Source organism: Sphingobacterium paludis, from assembly GCF_004364125.1.
Classification (GTDB): Bacteria; Bacteroidota; Bacteroidia; order Sphingobacteriales; family Sphingobacteriaceae; genus Sphingobacterium; species Sphingobacterium paludis.
The window spans coordinates 233802-250416 of record NZ_SNZV01000009.1; the positions used below are offsets into that span (position 1 = coordinate 233802).

Consider the following 16615-nt stretch of genomic DNA (forward strand, 5'->3'; position numbering starts at 1 on the left):
CTTCCCAAATCGATGCAGGTCTCAAAAAGGTTTTCAGCATGTATTATTTACCGAGCAAGCTATGCAAAGCTTCTGGCTCATCAGTAGAGATATAGTCAATTTTATTTTCAATAAAATAACGCATATCCTCTTCTTTGTTTACCGTCCATACATTGGTTTTCAATTTCAGCGTTTTTGCCTCTTTAATCCAAGTCGGATTTTTTTTATAAACGGCAAGATGATAGTCAATACCACTCAATTTTGCTTCCTTGATTTCTTGTGGTGTTTTATCACCCATCAAATAGTGCACCATGGCCGATTTATCCAAAGCACGCAATTTCACACAAGCGTCATAGCTAAAAGCAATGTATTCGACCGCTTTTTCCGCCTTCAATTTTTTCACCAAAGCTATCGACAGCTCTGCGGACTTTAACGTTCTTTCCGTACCTAGCTTATTGGTTTTTAACTCGAAAATAAGCTTCGTGCCCTTATGTTTCAATCCCTCTTGCAAATAAGCTTCTGCTGTAGGGATGGACTCTCCATTAGGATGTTTTTTCGTTAGCAATTCCTCGTAGGTTGATGTCGCGATGTCTAGGCCATAGAAATCATTATCATGATTCACCACCAATACATCATCTTTGGTGAGGTGTACATCGAATTCGCTTCCCCACGCCTTGAGGTTTACAGCCCCCAGTAGGGAGGCTATAGAGTTTTGAGGCACCTTGGTGTTTTTCCAAGCGCCCCGATGCGCAATCATCTGTGTCTGTGCAAAGGAAACCAAGCTCATAGTCGAAAAAAGTGTGAATAGCACCAGTGATTTTTTCATTATTATCTACTTTTATTGTTGTATGTCCGAATGTTTTGTAAGACGAATATACCGAATTGAAGTTAACCTAATATTAAATCAACGCTCGCCGTTCCATTCGCCATAGAATTGTTGCAGAAACGACTCCATAAACTGATGTCGACTGTTAGCGATTTTCTTCCCCGCAGCGGTATTCATCTTATCTCGTAAAAGGAGTAGCTTCTCGTAGAAATGGTTGATGGTAGGTGCTTGGGTGTTTTTATAGGACTCTTTTGTCAGATGTTGATCCACAGGAATATCAGGATTGTAGATTTCCCGGTTTTTATAGCCGCCATAATTAAAGGCACGGGCCACGCCTATGGCGCCAATAGCGTCCAGCCGATCGGCATCTTGTACCACTTCCAGTTCTTTCGAGTGAAAGGTGACTTTGCCCAAAGATGCTTTGAACGACATGTGCAGAATGATATTTTGTACATGCTCAACAATTTCCTTTTCTACTCCTATACGTGTTAAGAATTCGCCTGCAATACGCGGCCCGATCTCCTCATCGCCATCATGAAATTTGCTATCGGCAATATCATGCAACAAGGCCGTCAATTCGCACACCATGCGATCTGCAGACTCTGTTTCCAGCAGCAATTTGGTGTTGTTCCAAACACGCTGTATATGCCACCAATCGTGCCCGGATTCTGCATGTTGTAAACGCTCTTTAACAAATGTCACGGTTTGTTCGATAAACGAGTCTTGCATAGTTCTTAGTTTTCTTTTGTGCCTTCGTATAGCTCATATTGAAGCAATCGGCAGTCTAATTTACCGTTGAAAAATTCAAATCTACGGGATGCACGTAACCCTATTTTTTTGGCCAAATCCGGGTTTCCCGTAAAGACATAGCCACGATAGCCCTTGCATTGCTGCTTGAGGAAGTCGCCCACCCGTTTGTATGTCTCTTCCAGTTTACTATGTACACCCAAGCGTTCTCCGTATTCCGGATTAAACATAACAACGCCGTTGCCTTCAGGCACGGTTGTTTCTTCAAAGTCGCCTACCTCAAACGTAATCAGATGCTCCACACCGGCAGTGCGCGCGTTTAGCTTTGCAATTTCAATCGCTTCGGGAGCGATATCGGATGCTATAATCGGTGGCAGGTTCGTTTTATCGGTAATTTCTTTAATATGGCGGCGCTCTTCAAAAAATACAGCCTCATCATATCCTATAAAATGCATGAAAGCATAGTTCATGCGCTGTAATCCCGGCACACGGTTTTGCGCCAGCAAAGCCGCTTCTATAGCTAACGTTCCTGATCCGCACATCGGATTGACAAATGGCGATTTTTTATCCCAGCCCGTGGCTAGTATTGTTGATGTAGCAAGTGCTTCCAACATAGGTGCTTTGCCCGGATGCTTACGGTAACCGTGTTTGGCCAACGTTTCTCCCGAGGTATCGATAAAGATCTCTGCCCGCTCTTCCATCCAGTGTAAGTGAACAACAGCCTTATGCATATCCGGACCACTATTTGGGCGCATACCCTTCTTATCTTTGATACGGTCTACAATAGCGTCTTTTACTTTTACATTCGCAAAAAGTGGCGTAGTAATCGTCTCGTTATGAACGGTCGATGTTACGGTGAAATAACTGTCAAATGGGATAATTTCTTCCCAAGCGATAGTAACCAAATTCTGGTAGAGTTCATTGGGATCATTCGCACGAAAAGACTTGATTTCGTAAAGAATTTGGCTGGCAATGCGAAGATTAAGATTCAATCGAATACACTCATTTACAGACGCTTTTATTTCTACGCCGGTATTAAAAGCACGGACGATAGAAAAGCCTAAATCCTTGACTTCCTGCTCCAAATAGGGAGATAATCGTCGATTACAGGTTATAATTACCTTATTGGGGGTGTTGAAAACTTCCATCATATTTTTCCAAAGTTACTTATTCTGCTTAGCAAAAAATGCTTAATTTTACAGTTTAATACGTTTTGATATGGAAATAAGAGGAAAAGTTCACGAGATAGGCGCAACGCAACAGGTTACCGAGTCTTTCAAAAAGAGAGATTTAATTGTTGCTTACGCAGAAAACCCGCAATTTGTAGAATACATTCGTTTTGAGTCGACTCAAGATCGTGTAAATATATTTGACAACTTGGCTATCGGCGATGAGATTGAGGTTTCATTCAATTTACGCGGTCGTCCTTGGACAAACAAAGATGGCGTTACGACGTATTTTAACTCCCTTGTAGCGTGGCGCGTAACGAAGTTAGCCAATACAGCGCAATCGGCTCCTGCACCTGGGTATGCAGACATGCCGCCGGTAGATATTACATCATCCGGTGCTGATGATGACGATTTACCGTTCTAAGAAATAAAAAAACCTTGATGAAAATCAAGGTTTTTTTATGCCCTATCTTTGATAAACAATTTCAATATGTCCCTCCCGGCCCTTCCATGTAGGCCCTTTTCGTAATAAATCAACAATCTCTTCTTGCGTTGCAGCATCGTTTACCTGCGGGCGTATGGCATAGGCTTTCCCTTCGCCGTCCACCTTGAATAAAACCGTGACGCGCTTTTCTTTACTAGCAGCGCTAGCGTGCTCCGCTACAAACGCTGAGAATGCATCCCATCCATCAAGCGGGACAGCATCTGCCCCTGAAAGCGGGTGAACCACTACGCCCGAGACGAGCGTATCATCCATCAATTCCACTTCGGTAACGGCGCTCGCTCCACGCTTGGGTAAATGCCGCATCAACACCAAAGTGCACACCGTAATAAACATCACCGCGGCGACTAGACCGATGGTCAAACGCTGCCAACCAAAAAAATAATTGTTTTTTCGCTGCGCATGGGCTAACACCCGACGCTCCAAACGTTGTTGCAACAAACTAAGAGGCTTAGCATCTACCCCGTTCTGTAACCTATACCCATCAATTGCATCTTGAAGAAAAGGATCTTCCAGGGCCTCGCGCTCGAGGGCATGCATATCTTCCTTGCTCATCAAACCATGGATATAGTTATGTATCCTTGACAACTGATAATTATTTTCCATTTTTTTTACTCTCCATACATATCTTCAGGTTGCGTTTACCATTTTGAATATGGCTCTTCACCTGGTTTAAATCTATTTTCAACGCCTCCGCAATGTCCTTGTAGCACTTTTGTTCGATGTAAAACATCCGGACACAACGAGCCTGTTTTTCCTGAAGCGTGTTTAAGCAGGACTGCATCTGTTCGAAATCTCGATCAGACCATCGATCTTCGTGTTCCAACATGCCAAGCTTTTGCTCCGATTCCAGCAAATGGTTTTCTATATCGACAAATGTTCGCGCTTTATCCTTGCGTAACTCCATCAGGCAGTAGTTGCGCGCATAAACGTACAGCCAACTTTTAAAGTTATCCACTTCGTGAATACGCAACTTTTCAATCAGCTGCTCAAAAATTTGCATCACCGCATCCTGACAAGAATCTTGGTCTTGAAGGTATTTATAGCACACACCATAAAGCAACGACATATAAGGCGGATATAAGTTACCTAATATGGCGATATCACCTGTTCGCTTATAGTCATGTAACAGTTCCTTCTCGTTCATACTACTTTTCTACACCTATAAGATGCTTTACTTGAAGAAAATCCATATATTTTTTTCATAGCAACATTTATCGAAATAAAAGAATGGCAATAACCAAGGTAATTAAGACATTAAAAAACTGTGCCACTAAGAAAGCGTAAAGCGGCTTTTTGTTTGTATGCACAAATAAATCCTTGAAATTCGTTTCTAAGCCGATGGAGGTGAAGGCCAAAGCAAACCACAAACCCTGAACGCTTTTTAAACTTTCCTTGACCGCTGCCACCTGACCGGATGGAACAACAAATGAAAACAACAGCGATGCCAACACAAAACCTATGACAAACTTTGGAAAACGTTCCCAGATCACCTTTAATGTAGGCTTCTCGGCATGTGCTGCACTTTTAGATTTAGAATACGTCCAGTAAATACTAATGGCAAAGGCTGCAATTCCCAAAAGTACGTTTTGGGAGAATTTAACAATGGTACTTATTTTTAGCGCCTCTTCGCCAACGAGTGAACCAGAAGCGACGACCGCTCCTGTGGTATCGATACTTCCGCCCAACCACGCGCCCGTAACCTCCTGCGAGAGCCCCATCCAGCTCGCTAAGTACGGCATAACGATCATCATTGGAATAGCTGTGATCAATACCAACGAGATAACGTAGGATAATTTCTTGGGATCTCCTTTTATGGCGCCTGATGTTGCAATAGCCGCGGAAACGCCGCATATGGAAACCGCGCTGGACAGCATCATCGACATCTCTTCATCAATCTTTAGTTTTTTGCATAACCAAAACGAGAAATACCAAACAGAAAGAACCACAATAAGCGCTTGCATCAAGCCTAACGATCCGGCTTTCAATATATCCCCGAAAATAACGGTTGTCCCTAGTAAAACTAACCCTATCTTCACATACAGTTCCGTTGCAAGGGCATTTTTAAACCATTCCGGTAGGGTAAACAAATTGCTGATGGCTAAGCCTATGGCCAAACTAAAAATGACGGCTTCTAGGTTGAGATCTTTTACGAGGCCGTTTCCTGCCAAAAGGAGGGCGAGTAGCGTGATAAGAAATACGACTGGAAACACAATAAGCAAGGCCTTCAAGGGCTTTCTCAACAGTATGGCCGCTAGGATAGCTATACCGTATACCAACAAGAATTGACTCCCTATATGTCCGATATTGTCCAGCGCAGCAACCCGGCCTTGGAGATCAGCAACGGAACTCCAAGAAAAGGTGGGTTTGGGAATAACAAGCCCCCACAACGCTAGGCCTATGCTGGCAAGACCTAAAATGACTACGGCCCAATCTTCGGTAACGACACTTTTTTTCGACACTGACATCTATTTGAGGTTTGATTAGCAATAAAAAATGATGCAATGAAAGTAAGCATATTAAAATAGAATAGCAATGCGAGCGCCGCCGTGAACGCAAAAAGCCTGTCACAATTCTGCAACAGGCTTTTCAAAGAATGTTAAGCGCTTAAAAGGTATAGCGATTTTCGTCGATAAGTTTTTTAGCAATGCGTTGACGTGCTTCTTTCACGTTGAAAGGCTCCGCTTTTGTAAAGCGTCTTAAGCCGACCAACATCATTTTCAGTTCATCACCATCACCGAACGAGTACAGTGCCTCCTTACCGGCCACCTGAATCTTGTCAATTGCTCCATACAGGTAGACGCGGGCGATATCTGTGGGCAGTGCCGCCGCCTCAGTTCCCGCAGTATGGTGGAGCTTCTCAGCACGTAGCAAGACAGATTCCGCAACATATACATAACCAATGATGTCCGCAATATTCATCAAGATCTCCTGCTCTTTGGATAGGGACATCATTAATTTCTGCACCGCTGCCCCCGCAATCAGTAAACCGGCCTTCTTCAAATTAGCGATGATCTTTTTTTCTGCTGCAAACGGTAGCTGCTCGTCATCCGCAAAATCAGGAATCGCCATCAGTTCATTAGCGACGGCGGTGGCTGGCCCCATTAAATCTATTTCCCCTTTCATGGCACGCTTAAGTAGCATATCCACGATTAGTAAGCGATTGACCTCATTCGTTCCTTCGAAAATCCGATTGATACGCGAATCGCGATAAGCGCGCTCCATAGGCGCCTCGGCCGAGTAACCCATACCACCATAGATCTGCACACCTTCGTCTACCACATAATCCAACATTTCTGAACACCAGACCTTGATAATTGCACATTCAATCGCAAACTGTTCGACTGATTTCAGTTTGGCCTTAGCTTCATCCATCCCCGAAGCCACTAGAGCTTCATACGCATCATCGATATTTTGGCCCGCACGATAGGTAGCCGACTCCGTAGCGTACAGTCGCGTAGCCATTTCTGCAAGCTTATAGCGTATCGCACCAAACTTAGAGATGGGTAGGTTAAACTGCGAACGCTCATTGGCATAGCGGATCGCTTGGCTAATAATAGACCGAGAAGACCCTATCGTTGCCGCGCCCAATTTGATCCGCCCAATATTAAGGATATTCACGGCAATCTTAAACCCGTTTTCCCGCTCGGAAAGTAGATTTTCCACCGGCACCGGGCAGTCATTGAAGAAAACCTGCCGCGTTGAAGATCCTTTGATGCCTAGCTTATGCTCTTCCGGATTCATGCTGATGCCCCCAAAGTCTTTTTCTACGATAAAGGCGGTCAAGTTTTTATCCTCATCAATCTTGGCAAACACAATAAAAATATCAGCGAAGCCGCCATTGGTAATCCACATCTTCTGCCCATTAATCAGGTAGTGCGTTCCTTCCGCATTCAGCTTCGCCGATGTACGACCAGAGTTGGCATCAGATCCTGCGTTGGGCTCGGTAAGGCAATACGAAGCCTTCCATTCACCACTCGTCAGTTTAGGAATGTACTTTTGTTTTTGCTGCTCGTTGCCATAGTACAGAATAGGTAATGTACCTATACCCGTATGCGCAGAAAGGGCTACGGCAAAAGAATAGCCGCCACCCACCGCATCCGTAACCAACATAGACGTGTTAAAGTTTTTCCCAAAGCCTCCGTATTCTTCGGGGATAGAGACACCTAACATGCCCAGCTCGCCCGCCTTTTCCAATAAGTTTTGCATAAGTCCCGCCTCTTGAGCGTCAATGCGATCTAACTTATTCAAGACTTCACTATCGAGAAAATCCCGACAGGTCTGCCGAATCATCTTGGCTTCCTCATCAAATTCTTCCGGAATAAACACTTCGGTATATGGAGTCTCACGAATAACGAACTCCCCTCCTTTTATTGCGTTGCTCATATCTCTTTATTTAGCTTTTTTATTCTCTCTTATGTTGTTGTGTAGCGGTATTACAGCATTTCGAAAATGCCGGCAGCGCCCTGCCCGGTCCCCACACACATGGTGACCATACCATATTTTTCGTTTCTTCGCTTCAGATCATTCAACAGCTGGACGGTGAGCTTAGCTCCGGTACAGCCCAGGGGATGCCCCAAAGCAATTGCGCCACCATTGACGTTGATCTTCGTCTCGTCGAGGCCCAGCTCGCGAATTACCGCTAACGACTGCGAGGCAAAAGCTTCATTCAGCTCTATAAGATCGATATCCTCCTTGCGTAGATTTGCTTGTGCTAGCGCTTTGGGAATAGCCGCTACCGGACCAATACCCATGATTCGTGGCGGAACGCCGGCTGCAGCATAGCTAACCAAACGGGCGATAGGCTCCACCTGCAGTTGTTTCAACATGCTCTCGGATACCACCAACACGAATGCCGCTCCGTCAGACGTCTGCGAAGAGTTGCCGGCCGTGACGCAGCCATCGGCAGCAAACACCGGACGTAATTTCGCGAGGGCCTCCGCAGAAGAATCTGCTCGCGGCCCCTCGTCTTTATCCACGATATATGCTCGGGTTGCTATTTTATTGTCTTTGATATAGGTCTCTTCGACTTTGATAGGCACGATCCCCGCCTGTAAATGTCCATTATGCTGGGCCGCAACAGCCTTCTGATGTGATCTCAGCGCAAAAGCATCCTGATCTTCTCGAGAGATATTATATTCTTTCGCAACAGCCTCCGCAGTAAGCCCCATGCCCCAATACCAATCGGGGTGCTCTTTCGCAACCACCGGATTGGGTACAATCTTCCATCCGCCAAAAGGCATACCCGACATGACCTCCACGCCGCCAGCGATGATACAGTCGGCCATACCGGATTTAATCTTTGCCACCGCGGTGGCAATGGTTTCCAAACCCGATGCGCAGTACCGATTAACGGTTACGCCAGGTACCTTATCGGTGTTTAAGCCCATCAAAGAGATTAACCTCCCTACGTTCAAACCCTGTTCTGCTTCGGGCATCGCGTTTCCGACGATAACATCGTCGATCTGTTCGACATCCAAATTTGGAATCGTCGTAACCATGTGCTTTATAACATCTGCGGCCAAATCATCGGCACGCATAAAACGAAAAACTCCCCGCGGGGCCTTGCCCACTGCGGTACGATATCCTGCTATAATGTATGCTTCCATTTTAATTAGTATTTAGTAGTGAGTATTGCGTATTGAGACAATGAACCCATCAGCTTTTTTAGTATTTAGTAATGCGCATTGCCTACTGAGACAATGAACCCATCAGCTTTTTTTAGTATTTAGTAGCGAGTATTGCGTATTGACACAATGAAACCATCAGCTTTTTCAGTATTTAGTAGCGAGTATTGTGTGGTGCGTCAGCTTATTTTTTTAATGCTTTCATTAATTTAAATAGCATCTTTTGTATCTCGTCAACTTGATTGAACAACGTCGTTCTCACTGTTTCATCGATGTAGTTCAGTTTATGGAGCAACTCTATTTGTGTTTCTAATTCGTAAGCAGAGCCATTTGCCATGCCTAAAAATTGAATAAACTCTCCATTCGAATTTCTCCCAGCACCTTCTGCGATATTAGAGCAGATAGAGACCGCACATCTTCTTACTTGAGAAAGAAGCACAAAGCGTTCAGATTGTGGCAAATGATCTGTATGTTGATAGACATCTACGGTTAAATCCATCGCCTTTTGCCATAACTTCAGCTCGCGAAACTTATGCATATCTCAATTCTCCTTACACATTACGCAATACTCCACTAATTTCTCAAAGGCTTTCCTTTAGTTAACATATGCTGTATTCTTTCCAATGTTTTGCGCTCTCCGCACAGTTCTAAAAATGCTTTTCTTTCTAGATCGAGTAGATATTGCTCGGACACTTCCGTAGGCGCAGATAGATTTCCGCCGCACATCACCCAGCCGAGTTTTTCGGAGATCTTTTTATCATGATCAGAGATGTAATTACCTGCTCGCATAGACGACGCTCCCACATACACAATCCCTAACCCTTGATTTCCGAGGACTTTGATATCCTTGCGGGCTGCAGGCTGTACATAGCCGGCATTGGCCAGCTCCAGCACCTTTGCTTTCGCATCGGCTAACAAGCGTTTGCGATTCATGGTAATGGCGTATTTTCCTTGCTGCAAGTAGCCGAGCTCCGCCGCCTCAACAGCCGATGTAGAAACTTTAGCCTGTCCAACGGTCAAGAATCTTTCCTTTAACGTATTTTGCACAATCTGGTCAGGCTGGTACTCGTCGGAAGCACGCAGTGCGAACTCTTTAGACCCGCCGCCGCCAGGGATAACGCCTACCCCAAACTCGACAAGCCCCATATACGTCTCGGCATGCAGCTGCACAAAATCCGCGTGCATAGAGAATTCGCAGCCGCCACCTAGTGTAAGCTGGAACGGCGCTACTACGACCGGAATCGACGAATAACGGATCCGCATAGCCGTGTTTTGAAACATTTTAACCGCCATGTTCAGCTCGTCGTAATCTTGCTCCACAGCCATCATAAAGATCATTCCGATATTTGCTCCTGCAGAGAAGTTCTTCCCTTCGTTGCTGATGACTAAACCCTTATATTGCTGTTCGGCCAAGTCAATGGCCTTGTTTAGCCCTTGAATAACATCGCCTCCGATGGTGTTCATTTTAGTATGAAACTCACAATTAATGACACCATCGCCTAAGTCGATGATCGTGACACCTGAATTTTTCCAGACGGTATGCTCATCACGAATATGATCCAGCACGATTAGATCTTCTGCACCGGGGATAGGGACATAGTTTTTGGAAGCGATGTCATAGAAGTTTTTCACGCCATCAATCACTTTATAAAAGCTGTCGCAACCCGCAGCAAGCATATCGTGCACCCAAGCAGCAACCTCGCCGCGCTGCCCCGGCAGGCGTTTTTCTTCAGCTTGTATCTTCGCTATAGTTTCGCGCACGCCCAGCGCATCCCACACCTCGAAAGGGCCTAGTTCCCAACCAAAACCGGCGCGCATGGCGTCGTCAATGCGGTAAAACTCATCCGTGATCTCGGGAACGCGATTCGAAACATACTCAAATAATGGATAGTGCATTGCACGGAAAAGCGTTGCGGCCTTATCTGTTCCGCCCTCGTAGACTTTCATGCGCTTCCGGATGTCTTCCACTGGCTTAGTAGCCTCCAGCGTGGTTGACTTCACTTTTTCCTGCTCTTTATAGCTCAAGCTTTTCAAATCCAAAGAAAGAATGACGGAGTTACCCTTATCATCTTTTTCCTTTTTGTAGAAACCTTGCTTCGTCTTTTCGCCCAACCACTTATTCTCCACCATGTTGTTGATGTAAGCGGGCAACTGAAATACCCCCTTAGCTTCGTCATTTGGCGCGTTCTGATCTAGGCCATTAGCCACGTTCACCAAGGTATCTAATCCGACAACATCCGCGGTGCGGAAGGTTGCCGATTTCGGGTGCCCCATGGCTGGCCCTGTATATTTATCTACTTCTTCGACGGAAAGATCGAGTTTCTCCACCAGGTGCGTCAACGCCAGCATGGAGTATACACCAATTCGATTACCGATAAAAGCAGGCGTATCCTTACAGAGGACGACTGTTTTTCCCAGCATCTTATCGCCGAAGTAGCTTAAAAAATACACTACTGCGGCATCAGTGTCTGCCGTTGGGATAATTTCAAAAAGTTCGAGATAACGCGGAGGATTGAAAAAGTGTGTCCCGCAGAAATTTGATTTAAAATCTGCCGAACGGCCTTCCGCCATGAGGTGTATAGGAATACCGGAGGTATTGGAAGTAATAAGCGTGCCCGCCTTGCGATGCTCTTCGACTTGGTCAAACACCTTTTTCTTAATATCTAAGCGTTCGACCACCACCTCGATAACCCAGTCGCAATCTGCGATATCTTTCATGTTGTCCTCGAAGTTGCCTGTAGTAACGCGAGAGACGTAGCTCTTGCTATAAATGGGGGAGGGATTGGTTTTTAAAGCCGTTTCGAGCGATTGGTTCACTATTCGGTTTCGAACAGCCGGACTCTGTAGGGTCAACCCTTTTGACTCTTCAGCAGGAAGGAGTTCGCGCGGGACAATATCTAAAAGTAAAACCTCTACCCCGATATTGGCAAAGTGGCAGGCAATTCGAGACCCCATCACACCGGAACCCAGAACAGCTACCTTTTTAATATTTCTATTCATGTCATCCTATTTTATTTCGTTTATACCATCTAACTATTTAACATCTTGCTCCACATTAGGCACATAGCTGGCCGCCAAAGCATTGATTTTTTGCAACGACTCCAAGAGCTGCTGACGCTCTTTCACAGGAATCTGCGCATCTAAATATTCATTAAACTCGCGCACCACGTTTTTCGCCAGTTGTCTTTTTTCGCGCCCGAGTGGCGTGAGGTACACCTTTACAGAACGCTTATCAGAAGCGTTAATCTCCCTGTAAATAAAACCAAGCGATTCCAAATTATTCAAAACTCGAGAAAGAGATGTGGTTTTTACACCCGTTGAATTTGCAATTTGCGATACAGAGGTGCCGTCTTTATGTATATTGATAAGAATATAGCCGGCAGCCTGGGTAAACCCAAATTGAGAGGCTATGACATTATATTTATTGGCCACGGTCTGCCAACAGGTCTTTAAAAAGTAATCAATTGTATTTTCCTGGCTCATAACTTGATCTACATTTACTATGCAAGCATAACAAATTTAAACGATAGAATCGATAAAAGCAATTCTTTTTTCGTTTTTTGTTGCCCCAACCCGTTGCTCGGTTTGTAGCGACCACGGAGCACCCCACCCTAGTATAACACGAAAAGGCTGCATTTCTTTTTGGAATGTGGAAAACTTTTACGCATTGATTTTCTTAACTTTAAAGGACGAACAAGGTAGATTATAAACAATAGGCAGCAGGATGCATCAATTATTGCATTACCTTTGCTAACAAATAAAAAAGCATATGGCATTAGTGAACATACCCCGCTTAGATCTTTTAACCTATACGCAGGGTTCCGCTGCGGAGCGCGATCAATTTGTCCAGGACATTGGTAAAGCTTTTAACGAGACCGGCTTTGTCACCGTAGCGAACCATGGATTGAGCCCCGAACTAATTGATGAATTATACCAAGTGGTAAAGGCATTCTTCGATCTTCCTGACGCTGTGAAGCGAAAATATGAATATCCTGAACTAGCCGGACAGCGCGGCTATACCTCGAAGGGAAAGGAAAAAGCCAAAGATGCAAACACGCCCGATTTAAAAGAGTTTTGGCAACGAGGCCAGACTATTATCGGCGAAGAATACGCCAAGGCTGACTTTCCCGATAATATTTTGGTTGATGAACTTCCTCGTTTCAACCAAGTAACGGCCGAGATCTACAAGAAATTGGAAGATGCCGGACGAAACCTGCTAAAAGCCATCGCTTCCTACCTTAACCTGGAAGAAGATTACTTCGAGCAATTTGTTATCAACGGCAACTCGATTCTTCGTGCCATACATTATTTTCCTATTGAAAATCCGGATACCATTTCGCCAGATGCTGTTCGCGCAGGCGCTCATGAAGACATCAACCTCATCACACTATTAATTGGTGCGAGTGCGGATGGGCTGGAAGTATTAACCAAAGAGGGAGACTGGTTTCCAATAAAAGCGAAAGGCGAAGATATCGTTGTTAATGTTGGGGACATGCTGCAGCGTCTTACAAACAACAAACTAAAATCCACAACGCACCGCGTGGTTAATCCACCTCGCGAATTGATGCGTACCTCGCGCTTTTCCGTTCCATTCTTTTTACACCCAAAAGCAAGCATGAGCTTGGCTAGCTTGGATTCTTGCATATCAGAGGAACATCCAAAAGCTTACGCGGACTATACAGCGGGACAGTATTTGGATGAAAGACTTCGTGAGATCGGACTAAAAATGTAACATATTGGCCTTTGCAGTCCGTTCATGTTGTTAACGGACTGCAATTACTGCAACGGTAAAATCCAAAACGCTGCGATGCCTGTTCAAACCAACCCAACCCATTGATTCGTTTCTGCACAGTGAGCATCACCATCCCTTAAGATCACACAAAAATTTGCTAAGCATCCGGTAAGCTACCCGTTTTCCGGTTACGCACAGCCAGCGAAGAAAGCTTTAGCTTTTCAAACAGCAAAATAGATCGACGGGTTATGCAAGGATGTTCGTACGAGGTTGATCGCTTGGAATCTACCCTATGCACATCGTGGATACTCATTAAAAATGCCGATATTGATCCCGTAAAATCAGCTGTTAAATTGTGTTAAATGCACATTTAGAAGCTTTTGCATACCTATTTTTGTAACACATGAAAAAAAGGAGCATCACGCTTATAATTTGGTTAATGTCTATTGCCCTTTTGGGGGTAATGGCTATGCAATATTATTTTGTCCGTGAGTCATACAAACAGAAGTCTCAACTTTTTGACGAAGCAGTAACCGCCTCCCTGCTGACCGTTGCCAGTAAGATTGAGAAACGCGAAGTGTATGATTTTGTGAAGGAGCAGCAAAAGATCGATAGGGAAAAGTACAGGAAGGAACAGGCGAAGCAGAAAACACTGGCCAAACAGCTGGCTCTACAAAAGCGTATCGAAGAATTGCGCATACAACAGTATGAACTGGAGCAAAAGTTCAAAGACGAGGAGGACTTATTGCGCTCCCGCTATCCGCTCATTGCTTATATCGAGAATTCGTTCTACGAAACCTATATCAAAAGAACGCGCTACAACGACTTCGTCACAATACGCATACTGCCCGGCGAAATCGACCGCGACATACAGAACAACGTTGTCGAGGTTTATGCAACGAAGAAAATACCCATGATTCCTGCCAAGGATGACAGCACGCGGTATCTTGCTTTCTTGAACTCCTATAATGACATCAATTGGGTGGTGCGCGTATTGCCTCCGAGAGGGGATTTAAAGATAGCCTTTCGAATTCATGCGCTCGAACAGGAATTGGCGCTAAACACCGCGCAGACACTTATTGATAGCGTTGCGGTGATGGGCGGAAAAAATAAAGAATTGGTAACTAGCGTAGCTGCCGCCGAAGAACTTTCGAAGCGTCCTTTCCGGGATCGCGTGAACTTTGCCTATCTCAAAAACGAGATGGAAAACGAACTCAGCAAACGCGATATCTACGCACCATTTAATCTCGAAGTTCGGGACGACAGAAGCCTACTCGTGTACGAAACTTGGCGTGAAAAAGAAGGCGCGAAAAGTGCTGCCCGAGCGAATTACAGCACACGTCTTTTTGAAAACGATTTGGGACGATCTCCAGGGCGTGTCACGGTTTACTTTCCAAACAAGCCGTCCATTATCCGAGACAACATCAGCTACCTGCTGTTACCGATGATTGCCCTACTGGCCTTACTGATCGGCGCATTCGCCTACACCTTAAGTATCATCTTTAAGCAAAAGAAAATATCGGCCATGAAGACGGACTTTATGAACAACATGACGCATGAGTTCAAAACACCAGTAGCCACGATTATGATAGCCAGCGAATCGCTAAAAGACCCCGAAATATCATCGGATGAACGCCGCGTAAATCGTCTTGCCAATATTATTTATGATGAGAATGTGCGGTTGGGAAATCATATCGAGCGCGTATTGAATATCGCACGACTGGAAAAGGAAAACCTAAAGATTGAAAAAGTTAACGTGCATATCAACGAGGTGGTATCGGGCGTGCTCGACAGCATGGCATTGCAACTACAAAAAGCAAACGGCAGCTTGGCAACAAATATGGCCGCGGTTAACGATTTAGTTACAGGTGACGAATTGCATCTATCGAACGTATTCTTTAATTTAGTTGACAACGCTATAAAATATAGCAAAGACGCACCCGATATAACGGTAAAAACTTTTAATCTGAAAAACAATATCGTCATTACCATTGCAGACAAAGGGATGGGCATGACAAAAGATCAAAAAGAAAAGATATTTGACCAATTCTATCGTATTCCAACGGGAAATGTGCACAATGTGAAAGGTTTTGGGCTTGGCTTAAGCTATGTTAATGACATTGTAAAACGACTTAATGGTAAAATTCAGGTCAAGAGCGAAAAAGACAAGGGCACAATCTTTGAGCTATCCTTTCCTTTGAAAGGGGCTAATCTGAACGGAGCTTAAATTGATTATTCATATGCAAAAAATATTATTAGCAGAAGACGATCCCAACTTGGGGGAGCTTCTAAAAGATTATTTAGAACTTAAGGGAAAATTCGATGTGACACTATGCCAAGATGGCGATGAAGCACTCGCCGCTTTCCGCAAAGACAATTATGAGCTGTGTATTTTCGATGTGATGATGCCAAAAAAGGACGGCTTCTCGCTCGGCAAAGACATCCGGAAAATGAACAAAAAAGTTCCAATCATTTATGCTACAGCGAAAGGAATGATGGAGGATAAAACGCAGGCTTTCGAGTTGGGTGGCGATGATTACATCACTAAACCGTTCCGCGTGGAGGAGTTGCTGCTGCGTATAAACGCTTTGTTAAAAAGAGTCTCCAAAGATAAGGAAGAGGAAGTTGCGGATAAATTCGAGATTGGTGAATACTACTTCGACTATACAAGCCAAATCGTCTCCTATAAAGGGCAGCAGCAAAAACTATCGACCAAAGAAGCAGAACTGCTGCGTTTGCTTTGCCTTAACAAAAACGACGTATTGACGCGGGAAGAAGCTCTGGTTAAAATCTGGCACGATGACAACTACTTTACCGGAAGAAGCATGGACGTTTTCCTAAGTAAGTTGCGGAAGTACCTCAAGGAAGATCCAAACGTGGAAATTGTCAATGTGCATGGCAAAGGCTACAAACTTTTGGTCAGCTAAAATGAACGTTTGAGACTGTAACGCGAACTGTGTCAATGGAATAATTTGATAAGATTATTTATATTTAATTATTCAAACGATACGGTCATGAAACAACAGACCCCAT

Annotated in this window: 15 protein-coding genes; 4 read left to right on the forward strand and 11 right to left on the reverse strand. The window is 44.6% G+C overall.

Annotation, left to right across the window (positions count from 1 at the left end; all coding sequences use genetic code 11):
• Positions 1 to 43: 43 nt before the first annotated feature.
• The 3 genes from B0I21_RS17250 to B0I21_RS17260 form a co-directional block, all read right to left on the reverse strand.
• Positions 44 to 805: a glycerophosphodiester phosphodiesterase family protein gene (locus tag B0I21_RS17250; RefSeq protein WP_133641728.1), complete on the reverse strand. Its 762-nt coding sequence runs from the start codon at positions 803 to 805 to the stop codon at positions 44 to 46.
• A 78-nt stretch (positions 806 to 883) separates the two neighbouring features.
• Positions 884 to 1534: an HD domain-containing protein gene (locus B0I21_RS17255; protein WP_133641729.1), complete on the reverse strand. Its 651-nt coding sequence runs from the start codon at positions 1532 to 1534 to the stop codon at positions 884 to 886.
• A gap of 5 nt (positions 1535 to 1539) precedes the next feature.
• Complete coding sequence (locus tag B0I21_RS17260; RefSeq protein WP_133641754.1) at positions 1540 to 2700, reverse strand: THUMP domain-containing class I SAM-dependent RNA methyltransferase; 1161 nt, start codon at positions 2698 to 2700, stop codon at positions 1540 to 1542.
• Positions 2701 to 2770: 70 nt separating this feature from the next.
• Here B0I21_RS17260 and B0I21_RS17265 point away from each other — a divergent pair, with 70 nt between their 5' ends.
• Positions 2771 to 3145, forward strand: a complete 375-nt coding sequence (locus tag B0I21_RS17265) for a DUF3127 domain-containing protein (RefSeq protein ID WP_133641730.1) — start codon at positions 2771 to 2773, stop codon at positions 3143 to 3145.
• A 42-nt stretch (positions 3146 to 3187) separates the two neighbouring features.
• Here the strand turns inward: B0I21_RS17265 and B0I21_RS17270 are convergent, their stop codons facing one another.
• The 8 genes from B0I21_RS17270 to B0I21_RS17305 form a co-directional block, all read right to left on the reverse strand.
• A complete protein-coding gene (locus B0I21_RS17270; protein ID WP_133641731.1) occupies positions 3188 to 3829 on the reverse strand; it encodes a hypothetical protein in 642 nt (213 codons plus the stop codon).
• Positions 3819 to 4370, reverse strand: a complete 552-nt coding sequence (locus B0I21_RS17275) for an RNA polymerase sigma factor (protein WP_133641732.1) — start codon at positions 4368 to 4370, stop codon at positions 3819 to 3821. The genes B0I21_RS17270 and B0I21_RS17275 overlap by 11 nt, the downstream gene beginning before the upstream one ends.
• A gap of 67 nt (positions 4371 to 4437) precedes the next feature.
• Positions 4438 to 5691: a YeiH family protein gene (locus B0I21_RS17280; protein ID WP_133641733.1), complete on the reverse strand. Its 1254-nt coding sequence runs from the start codon at positions 5689 to 5691 to the stop codon at positions 4438 to 4440.
• A 139-nt stretch (positions 5692 to 5830) separates the two neighbouring features.
• On the reverse strand, positions 5831 to 7609 hold the full coding sequence (locus tag B0I21_RS17285; RefSeq protein WP_133641734.1) for an acyl-CoA dehydrogenase family protein: 1779 nt from the start codon (positions 7607 to 7609) through the stop codon (positions 5831 to 5833).
• Positions 7610 to 7659: 50 nt separating this feature from the next.
• Positions 7660 to 8832 carry an acetyl-CoA C-acyltransferase gene (locus tag B0I21_RS17290; RefSeq protein WP_133641735.1) on the reverse strand — a complete coding sequence of 391 codons (1173 nt, stop codon included), beginning with the start codon at positions 8830 to 8832 and terminating at the stop codon, positions 7660 to 7662.
• Between the two features lie 202 nt (positions 8833 to 9034).
• Positions 9035 to 9388, reverse strand: a complete 354-nt coding sequence (locus B0I21_RS17295) for a four helix bundle protein (RefSeq protein WP_133641736.1) — start codon at positions 9386 to 9388, stop codon at positions 9035 to 9037.
• Between the two features lie 35 nt (positions 9389 to 9423).
• The gene (locus B0I21_RS17300) at positions 9424 to 11850 is read right to left on the reverse strand and encodes a 3-hydroxyacyl-CoA dehydrogenase/enoyl-CoA hydratase family protein (protein WP_133641737.1); all 2427 of its coding nucleotides are present in this window, start codon (positions 11848 to 11850) and stop codon (positions 9424 to 9426) included.
• A 33-nt stretch (positions 11851 to 11883) separates the two neighbouring features.
• The gene (locus B0I21_RS17305; RefSeq protein WP_133641738.1) at positions 11884 to 12333 is read right to left on the reverse strand and encodes a MarR family winged helix-turn-helix transcriptional regulator; all 450 of its coding nucleotides are present in this window, start codon (positions 12331 to 12333) and stop codon (positions 11884 to 11886) included.
• 286 nt (positions 12334 to 12619) lie between these two features.
• Here B0I21_RS17305 and B0I21_RS17310 point away from each other — a divergent pair, with 286 nt between their 5' ends.
• The 3 genes from B0I21_RS17310 to B0I21_RS17320 all read left to right on the forward strand — a co-directional run bounded on the left by B0I21_RS17310 (position 12620) and on the right by B0I21_RS17320 (position 16509).
• Entirely contained in the window at positions 12620 to 13582 is a 963-nt protein-coding gene (locus B0I21_RS17310) for an isopenicillin N synthase family dioxygenase (protein WP_133641739.1), read from the forward strand.
• Between the two features lie 403 nt (positions 13583 to 13985).
• Positions 13986 to 15809, forward strand: coding sequence for a sensor histidine kinase (locus tag B0I21_RS17315; protein WP_133641740.1), 1824 nt, complete (start codon positions 13986 to 13988; stop codon positions 15807 to 15809).
• A 13-nt stretch (positions 15810 to 15822) separates the two neighbouring features.
• Complete coding sequence (locus tag B0I21_RS17320; RefSeq protein WP_208292378.1) at positions 15823 to 16509, forward strand: response regulator transcription factor; 687 nt, start codon at positions 15823 to 15825, stop codon at positions 16507 to 16509.
• The last annotated feature ends 106 nt before the right edge of the window (positions 16510 to 16615 follow it).

Coding starts and splice junctions, on each gene's coding strand:
- B0I21_RS17250 (WP_133641728.1), bottom strand. CDS start 805: ATGAAAAAATCACTGGTGCTATTCACACTTTTTTCGACTATGAGCTTG.
- B0I21_RS17255 (WP_133641729.1), bottom strand. CDS start 1,534: ATGCAAGACTCGTTTATCGAACAAACCGTGACATTTGTTAAAGAGCGT.
- B0I21_RS17260 (WP_133641754.1), bottom strand. CDS start 2,700: ATGGAAGTTTTCAACACCCCCAATAAGGTAATTATAACCTGTAATCGA.
- B0I21_RS17265 (WP_133641730.1), top strand. CDS start 2,771: ATGGAAATAAGAGGAAAAGTTCACGAGATAGGCGCAACGCAACAGGTT.
- B0I21_RS17270 (WP_133641731.1), bottom strand. CDS start 3,829: ATGGAAAATAATTATCAGTTGTCAAGGATACATAACTATATCCATGGT.
- B0I21_RS17275 (WP_133641732.1), bottom strand. CDS start 4,370: ATGAACGAGAAGGAACTGTTACATGACTATAAGCGAACAGGTGATATC.
- B0I21_RS17280 (WP_133641733.1), bottom strand. CDS start 5,691: ATGTCAGTGTCGAAAAAAAGTGTCGTTACCGAAGATTGGGCCGTAGTC.
- B0I21_RS17285 (WP_133641734.1), bottom strand. CDS start 7,609: ATGAGCAACGCAATAAAAGGAGGGGAGTTCGTTATTCGTGAGACTCCA.
- B0I21_RS17290 (WP_133641735.1), bottom strand. CDS start 8,832: ATGGAAGCATACATTATAGCAGGATATCGTACCGCAGTGGGCAAGGCC.
- B0I21_RS17295 (WP_133641736.1), bottom strand. CDS start 9,388: ATGCATAAGTTTCGCGAGCTGAAGTTATGGCAAAAGGCGATGGATTTA.
- B0I21_RS17300 (WP_133641737.1), bottom strand. CDS start 11,850: ATGAATAGAAATATTAAAAAGGTAGCTGTTCTGGGTTCCGGTGTGATG.
- B0I21_RS17305 (WP_133641738.1), bottom strand. CDS start 12,333: ATGAGCCAGGAAAATACAATTGATTACTTTTTAAAGACCTGTTGGCAG.
- B0I21_RS17310 (WP_133641739.1), top strand. CDS start 12,620: ATGGCATTAGTGAACATACCCCGCTTAGATCTTTTAACCTATACGCAG.
- B0I21_RS17315 (WP_133641740.1), top strand. CDS start 13,986: ATGAAAAAAAGGAGCATCACGCTTATAATTTGGTTAATGTCTATTGCC.
- B0I21_RS17320 (WP_208292378.1), top strand. CDS start 15,823: ATGCAAAAAATATTATTAGCAGAAGACGATCCCAACTTGGGGGAGCTT.